General features: G+C 68.4%; 13 protein-coding genes. 12 read left to right on the forward strand and 1 reads right to left on the reverse strand.

Annotation, left to right across the window (positions count from 1 at the left end; genetic code table 11):
- Positions 1-52 precede the first annotated feature (52 nt).
- From KR541_RS19635 to KR541_RS19685, 11 genes are all read left to right on the forward strand, one after another.
- Entirely contained in the window at positions 53-790 is a 738-nt protein-coding gene (locus KR541_RS19635; protein WP_050017144.1) for a response regulator, read from the forward strand.
- The gene (locus KR541_RS19640; protein WP_089489966.1) at positions 787-1,872 is read left to right on the forward strand and encodes an ATP-binding protein; all 1,086 of its coding nucleotides are present in this window, start codon (positions 787-789) and stop codon (positions 1,870-1,872) included. The genes KR541_RS19635 and KR541_RS19640 overlap by 4 nt, the downstream gene beginning before the upstream one ends.
- A 198-nt stretch (positions 1,873-2,070) precedes the next feature.
- Positions 2,071-3,336 carry an ABC transporter substrate-binding protein gene (locus tag KR541_RS19645; RefSeq protein WP_245170284.1) on the forward strand — a complete coding sequence of 422 codons (1,266 nt, stop codon included), beginning with the start codon at positions 2,071-2,073 and terminating at the stop codon, positions 3,334-3,336.
- The gene (locus tag KR541_RS19650; RefSeq protein WP_239468949.1) at positions 3,320-4,279 is read left to right on the forward strand and encodes a carbohydrate ABC transporter permease; all 960 of its coding nucleotides are present in this window, start codon (positions 3,320-3,322) and stop codon (positions 4,277-4,279) included. The genes KR541_RS19645 and KR541_RS19650 overlap by 17 nt, the downstream gene beginning before the upstream one ends.
- Positions 4,267-5,094 carry a carbohydrate ABC transporter permease gene (locus KR541_RS19655; protein ID WP_050017147.1) on the forward strand — a complete coding sequence of 276 codons (828 nt, stop codon included), beginning with the start codon at positions 4,267-4,269 and terminating at the stop codon, positions 5,092-5,094. The genes KR541_RS19650 and KR541_RS19655 overlap by 13 nt, the downstream gene beginning before the upstream one ends.
- A gap of 10 nt (positions 5,095-5,104) precedes the next feature.
- Positions 5,105-6,139 (forward strand): NAD(P)-dependent alcohol dehydrogenase, encoded by a 1,035-nt coding sequence (locus KR541_RS19660; RefSeq protein ID WP_050017148.1) that lies wholly within the window; start codon positions 5,105-5,107, stop codon positions 6,137-6,139.
- A 3-nt stretch (positions 6,140-6,142) separates the two neighbouring features.
- Entirely contained in the window at positions 6,143-7,336 is a 1,194-nt protein-coding gene (locus KR541_RS19665) for an ABC transporter ATP-binding protein (protein WP_124631466.1), read from the forward strand.
- A 29-nt stretch (positions 7,337-7,365) separates the two neighbouring features.
- Positions 7,366-8,301: an AraC family transcriptional regulator gene (locus tag KR541_RS19670; protein ID WP_050017150.1), complete on the forward strand. Its 936-nt coding sequence runs from the start codon at positions 7,366-7,368 to the stop codon at positions 8,299-8,301.
- A complete protein-coding gene (xylB, locus tag KR541_RS19675; protein WP_050017151.1) occupies positions 8,298-9,764 on the forward strand; it encodes a xylulokinase in 1,467 nt (488 codons plus the stop codon). Before KR541_RS19670 ends, xylB begins: the two co-directional genes overlap by 4 nt.
- An 82-nt stretch (positions 9,765-9,846) precedes the next feature.
- Positions 9,847-10,902 carry a MerR family transcriptional regulator gene (locus KR541_RS19680; RefSeq protein ID WP_204383979.1) on the forward strand — a complete coding sequence of 352 codons (1,056 nt, stop codon included), beginning with the start codon at positions 9,847-9,849 and terminating at the stop codon, positions 10,900-10,902.
- Positions 10,903-10,933: 31 nt separating this feature from the next.
- Positions 10,934-11,221, forward strand: coding sequence for a barstar family protein (locus KR541_RS19685; RefSeq protein ID WP_050017163.1), 288 nt, complete (start codon positions 10,934-10,936; stop codon positions 11,219-11,221).
- Between the two features lie 46 nt (positions 11,222-11,267).
- Here KR541_RS19685 and KR541_RS19690 read toward each other — a convergent pair whose 3' ends face one another.
- Entirely contained in the window at positions 11,268-11,546 is a 279-nt protein-coding gene (locus KR541_RS19690; protein WP_143328923.1) for a hypothetical protein, read from the reverse strand.
- Between the two features lie 59 nt (positions 11,547-11,605).
- Between KR541_RS19690 and KR541_RS19695 the strand changes: the two genes are divergently transcribed.
- Positions 11,606-12,562 carry an LAPAL motif-containing putative phage structural protein gene (locus tag KR541_RS19695; protein ID WP_050017153.1) on the forward strand — a complete coding sequence of 319 codons (957 nt, stop codon included), beginning with the start codon at positions 11,606-11,608 and terminating at the stop codon, positions 12,560-12,562.
- The last annotated feature ends 26 nt before the right edge of the window (positions 12,563-12,588 follow it).

Genomic DNA, 12,588 nt, shown 5'->3' on the forward strand with positions numbered 1-12,588 from the left:
GTACGGTAGTATGGCGATTCGATGGAACCCCGCTGAATCCGAACGAGTGGCCATGCCCGAATTTCCCTCATCTCCCGGCGCCGGCCAAGGCGCGCAAGCGCTCATCCTCATCGCCGAAGACGAACCCGAGATCGCCGAGATCCTGACCGCCTATTTCGCGCGCAACGGCCTGCGCACCGTGCACGCCGCCGACGGCCGCCGCGCGCTCGAACTCCACCTGTCGCTGAAGCCGGACCTCGTGTTGCTCGACGTGCAGATGCCGCACGTCGACGGCTGGAAGGTGCTCGCCGAGATCCGCCACCGCGGCGACACGCCCGTCATCATGCTGACCGCGCTCGACCAGGACATCGACAAGCTGACCGGGCTGCGCATCGGCGCCGACGACTACGTGGTCAAGCCGTTCAACCCCGCCGAAGTCGTCGCGCGCGCGCAGGCGGTGCTGCGCCGGTCGATGGCCGGCTCGCGCCAGGAAGAGCAGCGCGTGCTGCGCGCCGCGCCGTTCGAGATCGATCTCGAGCACCACGAAGCGACGGTCGAAGTCGACGGCGCGCGCCACACGCTCGTGCTGACGCTCACCGAATTCAAGCTGCTCGCGCAACTCGCGCGCGCGCCGCGCCGCGTGTTCAGCCGCGCCGAGCTGATGGCGACCTGCCTGCCGGAAGGCGATGCGCTGGAGCGCACGGTCGACAGCCACGTCAGCAAGCTGCGCAAGAAACTCGACGATCTCGGCGTCGCGGGCGTGCCGGCCAGCGTGCGCGGCGTCGGCTACAAACTGTGGAGCGGCGAGTGAGACTAGACGGCCTGAGCCGCCAGATCGCGCTGACGATGGGCGCGATCGCCTTCGGCGTCACGGTGCTGATCGTCGTGACGGCCTACGCGTTCTACTACCTGCTGTACCAGTACTCGCCGGAGTCGTTCAAGCCGGAAAGCTGGCTCCCGAGCGGGCCGGAGTGGGTGTGGATCACCTCGACCACACTGGTCGGCCTGCTGATCGCGGTCATCGTCGCGATCAACCTGTCGCGCCGCATCCTCGTGCCGCTGAATTCGGTGACGGACAGCATCCGCCGCGTCGCGCGCGGCGATCTCGGCGCGCGCGCGGTCGCCGGCGACCGTTCGTTGAAGGAGGCAGCGCTCCTCGCCGACAACTTCAACGCGCTCGCGAGCGAGCTGCAGCGCGTGACCGACGAGCAAACCTTCTGGAACGCGGCGATCGCGCACGAACTGCGCACGCCGGTGACCGTCCTGCGCGGCCGCTTGCAGGGGCTCGCCGAAGGCGTGTTCACGCCGAGCGACGCGCTGTACCGCAGCCTGCTCGCACAGGTCGAAGGGCTGACGCGTCTGATCGAGGATCTGCGCGTGGTCAGCCTCGCCGACAGCGGCCACCTGAGCATCGAGATCCGCGACACCGATCTCGCCGCCGACGTGCGCGCGGTGGTCGACGTGTTCGCGCACGCGCTGCAGGCCGCCGGCCAGCATCCGGAACTCGATCTCGACCCGCGGCGCATGCGCTGCGACCCGGTCCGCATCCGCCAGGCGTTGCTCGCACTGCTGGAGAACGCGCGCCGCCATGCGGCGCCCGGCGCGATCCGGATCCAGACGCGCATCGAAGACGGCATGTGCCGGCTGCGCGTCGAGGACGACGGCCCCGGCATCCCGGCCGAGTTCGCGCCGCACGTGTTCCAGGCGTTCCGGCGCGTCGACGAGTCGCAACCCGGCGGCACCGGCCTCGGGCTCGCCGTCGTCGCGGCGATCGCGCATGCCCATCGCGGCGAAGCGCTGTGCCTGCCGACCGGCGCGGGCGGCACGCGGTTCGAGGTGCAGTGGCCCGACGATCTCGTGCCGACGCCCGAAGGCGAGCGCTTCGCGGCGTAACGCGCGAGCCTCGCCGCTGACGCGCGCGGTTTGCGCCCGACCACCACATTTTGTGCATCGCACGACCAACCCTGAGCAAAAAGTATCGGTTCCCGAACTCTTTTGATGTGGTGATCGCCTCGCCCGCGTCACACCATTGTTCCTGCCGCCATCGGTGGCATTCGAACAAGCAGAATCAAGGAGACACGGGTGAACAAGATGCGAATCGTCGCAGCCGGCGTGCTGCTCGGCGCCTGTCTGCCGGGCATCGTGGCCGCGCAAACCTGCAAAGTGCCGACCCTTCGGGTGCTCGCGCAGAAGAGCCTCGGCCTGTCGGTAATGGAAAAGTCGCTGGCCGACTACGAAAAGAAGAACGGCACGAAGGTCGAGATCAGCTATTTCGGCGAGAACGACCGCCGCGCGAAATCGCGGCTCGACGCGTCGACTGGCGCGGGTTCCTACCAGATCTACTACGTCGACGAGGCGAACGTCGCCGAATTCGCGTCGGCCAACTGGATCGTGCCGCTCCTCAAGTACTACCCGAAGGACTACGACTACGACGACTTCCTGCCCGGCCGCCGCGCGGTCGCGAGCTACAACGGCGTCGCGTACTTCGCGCCGCTGATCGGCGGCGGCGACTTCCTGTTCTATCGCCGTGACCTGCTCGACGCCGCGCACATTCCGGTGCCGAAGACGCTCGACCAGCTCGTCGCCGCGATCAAGCAGCTCAACGCGCCGCCGAAGCTGTACGGCTGGGTCGCGCGCGGCCAGCGCGGCTCGGGGATGAACGTGTGGCGCTGGTCGCCGTTCATGCTCGGCATGGGTGGCACATGGACCGACAAGGGCGGCCAGCCCGCGTTCAATTCGCCGGGCGCGGTGAAGGCCACGCAGCTCTACAGCGACCTGTTCAAGTACGCGCCGCCGGGTTCGGCGACCTACGACTGGAGCAACGCGCTCGAAGCGTTTCGCTCGGGCAAGGTCGCGTTCATGATCGAATCGACGCCGTTCGCGGACTGGATGGAGGATACGAGCAAGTCGAGCGTGGCCGGCAAGGTCGGCTACACGCGGCCGCCCGCACCGCTGCCGTCGGCCGCGTATGGCCACGGCTTCGCGATCTCGGCGGTCGGCGCGAAGGACGACTGCACGCGGATGGCCGCCGGCCGCTTCATCGCATGGGCGACCAGCAAGGATCAGGAACAGGCGCGGCTACGCAACGGCGTGTTCAGCGACTACAACCGCTCGAGCACGATCGGCAGCCCGTACTTCAAGCAGCACGTCGCGCCGCAGATCCAGGCCGGCCTGAACGACACGAATCCCGTCACGCAGGTGACGATCTGGCGTACGCCGCAGTGGCCGGATATCGGCGACAACCTCGGCATCGCGCTCGAACAGGTGTTCACCGGCACGCAGACGGATATCCGCGGCACACTCGACGACGCGGACCAGTATGCGAAGGACGCGCTCGAACATGGCGCTCGCAAATGACGGCGCCGGCGGACGTGCGCTCGGCGTCCGCCCGGCCTCTCCCGCACCGTCGACCCGGCGCGGCCGCGCGCGCCGCGACCGCACGAGCCTGCCGTGGGTGTTCCTCGCGCCGACGCTCGCGCTGCTCGCGGTCCTGAGCCTCGTCCCGACGATCGCCGCGATCAACCTCGCGCTGCGCAACCGCGTGCTGCGCTACCCGGACAGCGAATTCGTCGGCCTGCGCAACTTCGTGCGGCTCGCGTCGGACCGGCGCTTCCTGAACGCGATCGAGGTGTCGGTGCTGTGGGAAGTCGTCACGGTCGCGGGCGCGGTGCTGGTCGGGATCGCGCTCGCGGTGTTCCTGTTCGAGCGCGTGCACGGCCGCTGGCGCCGCTTCGCGTCGCTGGTGCTGATCATGCCGGTGCTGCTGCCGCGCGTGTCGGCCGCGTTCATCTGGAAGTTCATGTATGCGCCGCTCACCGGCATCCTGAGCTGGCTGCTCGGCGCGCTCGGCGTCGAACACACCGCGTTTCTCGCCGATCCGCATCTCGCGCTATACGCGGTCGCGCTCGTCGACGTGTGGCAGTGGGGGTTGTTCTTCGCGGTCGTGATCCTGAAGCTGCTGGAGACGCTGCCGCCCGAGCCGCTCGAAGCCGCGCGGCTCGACTACGCGACGACGTGGCAGGTGCATGCGTACATCGCGCTGCCGATGCTGAAGGCGCCGCTCGTGAGCCTCGTGTTCATCAAGATGGTCGAGTCGCTGCGCTCGTTCGACCTGATCTACGTGATGACGAAGGGCGGCCCGGGCATCGCGACCGAGACGCTCGATCTCTACGCGTACCAGCAGGGCATCGGCCTCGCCGGCAAGGTGTCGTATGCGTCGGGCATGGCCGTGCTGATGATGGTCGCGACCACGCTCGTGTTCACGCTCATCTGGAAGAGGGTCAACAAATGGGACGACTGATGGCCCGGCGCGGTGCCGCCGCCGTTTCCACCGTCGCGATCGCCGGCGCGATCCTGCTCGTCGCCGCGTTCCCGCTGTTCTGGGCCGTGCTCAATTCGCTCAAGCACCTGCTCGACATCGTCACGCCCGTGCCGCGCTTCTTCTTCACGCCGACGCTCGCAAACTACGAGCAGGTGCTGTCGAGCCCCGAGGTGCTGATCGGGCTCGGCAACAGCATCGCGATCGTCGGCGCGGCCGTGCTGATCGGCGCGGTGCTCGGCGTGCCGGCCGCGTATGCGATCGCGCGCTATCCGGTGCGCGGCAAGCGCGACATCCAGTTCTTCCTGCTGTCGCTGCGCTTCCTGCCGCCCGTCGCGGTCGCGCTGCCGCTGATCGCGATCTGGGTCGATCTCGGGCTGTACGACACGAAGCTGTCGATGATCGTCACGTACCTGCTCGTCACGCTGTCGACCATCACGTGGCTATCGATTCCCGTGTTCCGCCGGCTGCCGCGCGAGATCGAGGAAGCCGCCGCGCTCGACGGCTACGGCCCGTACGCGGTGTTCTGGCACATCGCGCTGCCGGTGTGCGCGAGCACGCTGCTCGGCGGCATCGTGTTCAGCTTCGTGCTGGTGTGGAACGAACTGATGATCGCGCTCGCGCTCACGTCGTCGCGCAGCGCGACGCTGCCGGTGGTCGCGTCCGCGTTCACGTCGCTCGGGCAGGAAGTGCCGTGGGGCGTGATCAACGCGTCGACGGTGCTGCTCGCGCTGCCGCCGCTCGTCTTCGTCGGCATGCTGAGCCGGCTGCTCAATTCGATCGTCAAGGGAAAATAAGGAGAACACGTTGAAAGCACTCGTCCTCGAACGCACACGCGAACTCGCGCTGCGCGACATCGACCTGCCGCAAGCGGTCGGCCCCGGCGACGTCCGGATCAAGGTGCATACGGTCGGCGTCTGCGGCAGCGACGTGCATTACTACGTGCACGGCGGGATCGGCCCGTTCCGCGTCGACGCGCCGATGGTGCTCGGCCACGAAGCGTCCGGCACCGTCGTCGAGACCGGCTCCGGCGTCACGCACCTGCGCGTCGGCGACCGCGTGTGCATGGAGCCCGGCGTACCGCGCCTCGATTCGCCCGCGACGCTGCGCGGGCTCTACAACCTCGATCCCGACGTGCGCTTCTGGGCGACGCCGCCCATCCACGGCTGCCTGACGCCGTTCGTCGTGCATCCGGCCGCGTTCACGTACCGGTTGCCCGACAACGTGTCGTTCGCCGAAGGCGCGATCGTCGAGCCGCTGTCGATCGGCCTGCAGGCCGCGAAGAAGGCGGCGATGAAGCCGGGCGATCTCGCGGTCGTGATCGGCGCGGGCACGATCGGCGCGATGACGGCGCTCGCCGCGCTCGCCGGCGGCGCCGCGCGCGTGATCCTCGCCGACGTCGTGCCGGACAAGCTCGCGCTGTTCGCCGACAACCCGGCCGTCACGACCGTCGACGTGCGTACGCGGCCGCTGGCCGACGCGGTGGCCGAGGCATCCGGCGGCTGGGGCGCGGACGTCGTGTTCGAGGCGAGCGGCAGCACGAACGCGTACGCGGGCCTCGTCGGCCTGATGTGCCCGGGCGGCTGCGCGGTGCTGATCGGGATGCCGGTCGCGCCGGTGCCGCTCGACGTGGTCGCGCTGCAAGCGAAGGAAGGCCGCATCGAATCGGTATTCCGCTACGCGAACATCTTTCCGCGCGCGCTCGCGCTGATCGCGTCCGGCGCGATCGACGTGAAGCCGTTCATCTCGCGCACGTTCCCGTTTTCCGAAGGCGTGCGCGCGTTCGAGGAAGCGGCGAGCGGCCACCCGCGCGACGTCAAGATTCAGATCGAAATGGATTGAGCCATGGCCCAGATCACCTGCAAAGGTTTGTCGAAGCACTACGACGGCGGCCCCGCCGTGCTGCATCCGCTCGACCTCGAGATCGCCGACGGCGAATTCATCGTGCTGCTCGGCCCGTCCGGCTGCGGCAAGTCGACGATGCTGCGGATGATCGCGGGCCTCGAGGCGATCACCGGCGGCGAGCTCGTGATCGGCGACGCGGTCGTCAACGACCTGCCGTCGCGCGAGCGCAATGTCGCGATGGTGTTCCAGAACTATGCGCTGTACCCGCACATGACGGTGTACGACAACATCGCGTTCGGCCTGCGGCGGCTGAAGGTGCCGGCCGACGAGATCGACCGCCGCGTGCGCGACGTCGCGCGCACCCTGAGCCTCGACGCGCTGCTCGACCGCCGCCCGCGCGCGATGTCGGGCGGCCAGCAGCAGCGCGCGGCGATCGCGCGCGCGATGATCAAGACGCCGGCCGTGTTCCTGTTCGACGAGCCGCTGTCCAACCTCGACGCGAAGCTGCGCACGCAGTTGCGCGGCGACATCAAGCGGCTGCATCGGCAACTGAAGACGACCACGCTGTACGTCACGCACGATCAGCTCGAAGCGATGACGCTCGCCGATCGCGTCGTGCTGATGCGCGGCGGCCACATCGAGCAGATCGGCACGCCGGCCGAACTGTACGGCCAGCCGCACACGGTGTTCGCGGCCGGGTTCGTCGGCACGCCTGCGATGAACTTCGCGGACGGCACGATCGAGCGGGTCGGCGCGAACGTGTGGGTCGACTGCAACGGCGCGCGCTGGCCGCTCGCGTCGTCGCGCTTCGCGCGGCTGCAGCACGGCCAGCAGGTCAAGGCCGCGATCCGACCGAATCACCTGCGGCTCGTCGCGGAAGGCGATCCGCCCCCGGGCACGCTCGCGCTGACCGGCACGGTCGAGCTCGTCGAGTTGCTCGGCGCCGAGGCGCTCGTCACGCTGGACTGGCGCGGCCAGCCGTGCGCGGCCCTCGTGCCGGCCCCGATGGCCCCGGCGCCGGGCGCCGTGGTAGCGTTTCGCTTCGACGAAGAAGCGCTGCATCTGTTCGACGCCGGCACCGAGCGCAACGTCACGCTGCCGGACCCGAACCCGATCGCGCACGCGGTGCCGCCGGCGGCCGCGACGCGCGCCACGCCGCCTGCCGCGACGAGCTGGTCGATGTCCCGTCCGTAGCGCGCCGGCACGCCCCGACGGAGCACACGATGAACCCGGATCTCGAGATCGTTCCCACCCACCGCGACGAATCGTTCCGCGCGTGGGTCCACGACTATCCGCATTCGGTCGCGAAGTGGCACTTCCATCCCGAGTACGAGATTCACCTGATCCAGGCGTCGCGCGGCAAGGTGTTCGTCGGCGACCACATCGGCGACTTCGGGCCCGGCAACCTGATCGTCACCGGGCCGAACCTGCCGCACAACTGGGTCAGCGAGCTCGCCGACGGCGAACGCGTACCGTCGCGCGACGTCGTGCTGCAGTTCTCGCGCGATGCGATCGAAAAGATGGTCGGCGCGTTCAGCGAGCTGCAGCCGGTGATCGACCTGATCGACGACGCGGCGCGCGGCGTGCAGTTTCCCGACCGCGTGGGCGTCGAGGTCGCGCCGCTGATGCTCGAACTCGCTGACGCGCACGGCTGCCGGCGCGTCGAGATCCTGATGTCGCTGTTCGACCGGCTGTCGTCGTGCCGCGAGCGGCGCGTGCTCGCGGGGCCCGGCTACCGCAGCGACGCGCAGCACTACATGTCGTCGACGATCAACCAGGTGCTGTCGTACCTGCAGCAGAACCTGCCCGGCATGCTGCGCGAAACCGACGTCGCCGCGTTCGCCGGCATGAGCGTCAGCACCTTCACGCGGTTTTTCCGGCGTCACACCGGCTCGTCGTTCGTGCGCTACCTGAACCGGTTGCGCATCAACGAGGCGTGCGAGCTGCTGATGTTTTCCGACCTGACGGTGACCGACATCTGCTACCGGGTTGGCTTCAACAACCTGTCGAACTTCAACCGTCAGTTTCTCGCGATGAAGCAGGTGCCGCCGTCGAAGTTCCGCGCGCTGCACCGGCTCAACGAACCGCACGGCCGCGACGACGCGCCGCCCCCGCGACGCGTGCCGCCGCGCGCCCCAGACAGGATGCTTCATACGTGACATATCTCGGCATCGATCTCGGCACGTCCGAGGTCAAGGTTCTGCTCACCGATTCCCGATCGGTCCCCCTCGCGACCGGCTCGGCCAGCCTGTCGATCAGCCGGCCGCGTCCGCACTGGTCCGAACAAAGCCCCCAGGCGTGGTGGCACGCGATGCTCGACGCGATCGCGTCGGTGCGCGCCGCGCATCCGGCCGGCTTCGCCGCGCTGCGCGGCATCGCGCTGTCCGGGCAGATGCACGGCGCGACGCTGATCGACCGCGCGGACCAGGTGCTGCGCCCCGCGATCCTGTGGAACGACACGCGCGCCGGTACCGAATGCGTGGAACTCGAGGCGCTGGTGCCGGAATCGCGCGCGATCACCGGCAACATGGCGATGCCCGGCTTCACCGCACCGAAGCTGCTGTGGCTCGCGAAATACGAGCCGGCCGTGTTTCGTGCGGTGCACAAGGTGCTGCTGCCGAAGGACTACCTGATCTGGCGCCTGTCCGGCGAATTCGTGTCCGATATGTCCGACGCGTCGGGCACGCTGTGGCTCGACTGCGCGCGCCGCGACTGGTCCGACCGGATGCTTGCCGCGACCGAGCTGTCGCGCGCGCAGATGCCGCGCCTCGTCGAAGGCAACGCGGCCGCCGCGCAGTTGCGCGACGCGCTGCGGCGCGAATGGGGGATCGCCGGGCCCGTGACGATCGCCGGCGGCGCCGGCGACAACGCGGCGTCCGCGATCGGCATGGGCGTCACGGGCGCCGGCAGCGGCTTCCTGTCGCTCGGCACGTCGGGCGTGCTGTTCGCGGGCAACGACCGCTTCGCGCCGAACCCGGACGCGGCCGTGCACGCGTTCTGCCACTGCGTGGAAGGGCGCTGGCACCAGATGAGCGTGATCCTGTCGGCGGCCGCGAGCCTCGACTGGCTCGCGCGCGCGCACGGCACGACGCCCGGCGTGCTGGCCGCCCGCGCCGAGCACGCCGATCCAGCTCGCGCGCCGCTGTTCCTGCCGTATCTCGGCGGCGAGCGTACGCCGCACAACGACGCGCATGCGCGCGGCGTGTTCTTCGGGCTGTCGAACGAACACGATGCGGACGATCTCGCGTATGCGGTCATGGAAGGCGTCGCGTTCGCGATGGCCGACGGCTACGGCGCGCTACGCGCGGCCGGCACGACGCTCGACGCGGTGTCGTTCATCGGCGGCGGCTCGAAAAGCGCGTTCTGGGCGCGGTTGTGCGCGAATGCGACCGGGCTCGCGATGCAGCGCCATGCGGATGGCGCGGTCGGCGCGGCACTCGGCGCCGCGCGGCTCGCGCGACTGGCGGCGACGGACGACAGCCTGGAAGAAGTCTGTGTCGCGCCGCCCGTCACGGAGACGGTCGCGCCCGATCCCGCGTCGGTCGATCTGCTGGCGGGCCGGCTCGCGCGCTATCGACGGTTGTATCGCGCGCTGCGCGACGAGTTCGCGGCCGGCGACTGAGCGTTGGAGCGATCGCGCTTGACCCGACCCTTGGGACTGCCTTTATGCTGACCGCAACGAATCGACAGCAAAGAGGTGACGGATGGGTACGGACACACTCCGCTTGAACGCATCGGCCGCCGCCGCGCGGCTCGGCATCTCGATCAAGGCGCTACGGCTGTACGAGCGGCACGGCCTCGTCATGCCCGAACGGACGCCGGCCGGATACCGCGCGTACGGCCCGGACGATCTCGCCCGCGCCGCCGACATCGCGGCGCTGCGCAAGCTCGGCCTCGGTCTCGCGCAGATAGCGAACGTGCTCGGCGGCGACGCGCGCAGTCTCGATGCCGCGCTGGCTGCTCACGAAGCGGCGCTCGATCGCGGGATTCAGGATCTCGTTGGCAAGCTCGACAGCGTGCGCGCGATGCGTGCCGGCCTGGCACGGGGACGGATGCCGACAGACGGCGAACTCACCCGGCTGGTCGACCCTGGCAGCGCGGGCGTCGCGTTCGACCTGCCGTGGCCGTGGGGCGGCGAACGGTTCGAGTGTCGCGATATCCGGCCGTTGAACTACATCATCGGTTCGCTCGGGAGCGGCAAGACGCGGCTCGCGCTTCGGCTGGCCGATGCGTTGCCGGGCGCCGTGTTCGTCGGCCTCGATCGGCTGGACGACGACTGTGCCGCGGCATTCGATGCATTGCGTGCCGATCCGGAACTGAAGTCGCGCGTCGACCGCACCGCGGCGTTGCTCGCCGGCAACGGCGCGACGCCGTCGGCGGCGCTGACCGCGCTGCTCGTCAGCGTCGAAGCGGCAGGTCCGCGCGTACTGATTGTCGACATGATCGAACAGGATCTCGATCAGGCCACGCAACACGCGTTGATCGCGCATCTGCGCGCATGCGCGGCCGCCGGCATGCGGCCGCTGTTCGTGCTGACGCGCTCGGCGGCGATCCTCGATCTCGCGGCGGTCGGCCCCGACGAAACCATCCTGTTGTGCCCGGCCAATCACAGCCCGCCTGCGCGCGTGGCGCCTTACCCCGGCGCGCCGGGGTACGAGGCCGTCGCGACGTGCCTGGCGGCGCCGGCGGTCCGGGAGCGGATTGCGCGGCCGCCGGAAGCGCGCGCTATGATGCTCGGTACGGCGCGCGAAATGAATTGAATGTTTCGCGACCGGTCCGTCGGAGAACATGATGGCACGCGACACGCGGGTGGAAATCGAGCTCGACGATATCGAATCGACTGAACAGTTGCACGTGCGGCTGATGAAGCAGTTGAGTTTCCCGGATTGGTATGGAAGAAACTGGGATGCGTTCCGGGACGCCATTACCGCGCTGGTCGATATGCCGCTCATTCTTCGGCTGAAAGGCTGGTCGGAATTCGAACGCCGCTTTCCGCGCGACGCGAGGCTGATGCGCAACTGCCTGCAGGACATGGCTCGGCAATATCCGGCCTTCGCATCCCGTGTCGAGTACGATTGATCGAACTCGCCGGGAGCCGCACGATCGCGCGACCCTTCTTTCGGGGCTAGCCTTTTTCCCGCACGGCGAGGAATTGCTCACCGTTCAATTGGCGTTGCATTGCCTCGATCTGCGTGCACCGCGCTTCCAACTGATTCATGGTCGCAGCAACCGGAAATGGATTCGCATCCGGATCCCGCCGCGCCCTCCTCGGCGCCATCGCTGCGTTCACCGCATGCACGGGACCGGACAAGTTCGTTGCTTGCCGGGCGCTATCGGGACCTGTCGAAAAACCGTCTTGTCCAGACGGCCAAATCGCCTGCAAACAGTCATTCGCGTTCAACATGAAGGGCATCCGGAAGCGTTCGTTTCGGGTATCGTCCCCCTCTCCTGCCAGCACTCGACATGACAGCACGCAATGGAAACAGTACCGCCCCGGCCGAAATCGGCCCCTTCGACGCGATGAGCCGATTTCGCGTGACGTACGACGGGCCCACGCTCGATTCGTCCGAGATGGATGTGCGCGAACTCGCGCCCGCGCTGCTCGCGTTCGGCGCTTTGCTCGACGCGTCGACGCGCGCACTATGCGGCGATCGGGTGCGGCCGCAGGTCAACGTGCGCGGCAGCTTCAAGACCGGCAGCTTCGGCATCGACTTCACGCTCGCGACGTCGCTGCTCGGCCGCATGCGCGACATGCTGAGCGGCAACGAAGGCACGGCGCTCGCCAATGCGGTCACGATCCTGACCGCGCTCGGCATTGCCGCACCCAACGCGAGGAAGGGGCTGTTCGCCGTCCTCAAATGGCTGCGCGGACGCGAAATCACGCATGTGCGGATGCAGGACCACACCGCCGTGCTGGACGTCGACGGCGACACACTCGAAATCGACCTGCCCGTGCTCACGCTGCTGCGCGACGTCCGCGTTCGCCGTGCCACCGCGCAAGTGCTGGCACCGCTCGCGCGCGAAGGCATCGAGATTTTCGCGGCCGGCACCGACACCGAGGTGTACGAGACGGTCGCCCGCAACGAGATCGCATGGTTTCGCGCGCCGGAGCCAACCGATGCGCTTCTGCTCGACGAACATCGCAAGATGGCGTTCTCGATCGTGTCGCTCGCGTTCAAGGACGATAACAAGTGGCGACTGTACGACGGCACGTCGACGATTCACGCGACGATCTCCGATGCCGGCTTCCTGTCGCGCGTGAACAACAGCCAGATCAGTTTCAGCAAGGGTGACGTGCTGTTGTGCAATGTCCGTATGCAACAGTGGCAAACTTCGGACGGCGCAAAAACCGAATACGAGGTCACCGATGTCCTCGAACATCGCCCGGCCGGCCTGCAGATTCCGTTGTCGGGCCTGTGATCCACGCCGTGGCCTCGCGCCCGACG

The sequence above is a fragment of the Burkholderia sola genome (assembly GCF_905400185.1).
Lineage (GTDB): Bacteria > Pseudomonadota > Gammaproteobacteria > Burkholderiales > Burkholderiaceae > Burkholderia > Burkholderia sola.

Excerpts from the sequence above, each read along its gene's own strand:
- KR541_RS19635 (WP_050017144.1), top strand. The coding sequence starts at position 53 with ATGCCCGAATTTCCCTCATCTCCCGGCGCCGGCCAAGGCGCGCAAGCG.
- KR541_RS19645 (WP_245170284.1), top strand. The coding sequence starts at position 2,071 with ATGCGAATCGTCGCAGCCGGCGTGCTGCTCGGCGCCTGTCTGCCGGGC.
- KR541_RS19650 (WP_239468949.1), top strand. The coding sequence starts at position 3,320 with ATGGCGCTCGCAAATGACGGCGCCGGCGGACGTGCGCTCGGCGTCCGC.
- KR541_RS19655 (WP_050017147.1), top strand. The coding sequence starts at position 4,267 with ATGGGACGACTGATGGCCCGGCGCGGTGCCGCCGCCGTTTCCACCGTC.
- KR541_RS19665 (WP_124631466.1), top strand. The coding sequence starts at position 6,143 with ATGGCCCAGATCACCTGCAAAGGTTTGTCGAAGCACTACGACGGCGGC.
- KR541_RS19670 (WP_050017150.1), top strand. The coding sequence starts at position 7,366 with ATGAACCCGGATCTCGAGATCGTTCCCACCCACCGCGACGAATCGTTC.
- KR541_RS19680 (WP_204383979.1), top strand. The coding sequence starts at position 9,847 with ATGGGTACGGACACACTCCGCTTGAACGCATCGGCCGCCGCCGCGCGG.
- KR541_RS19685 (WP_050017163.1), top strand. The coding sequence starts at position 10,934 with ATGGCACGCGACACGCGGGTGGAAATCGAGCTCGACGATATCGAATCG.
- KR541_RS19690 (WP_143328923.1), bottom strand. The coding sequence starts at position 11,546 with ATGTTGAACGCGAATGACTGTTTGCAGGCGATTTGGCCGTCTGGACAA.
- KR541_RS19695 (WP_050017153.1), top strand. The coding sequence starts at position 11,606 with ATGACAGCACGCAATGGAAACAGTACCGCCCCGGCCGAAATCGGCCCC.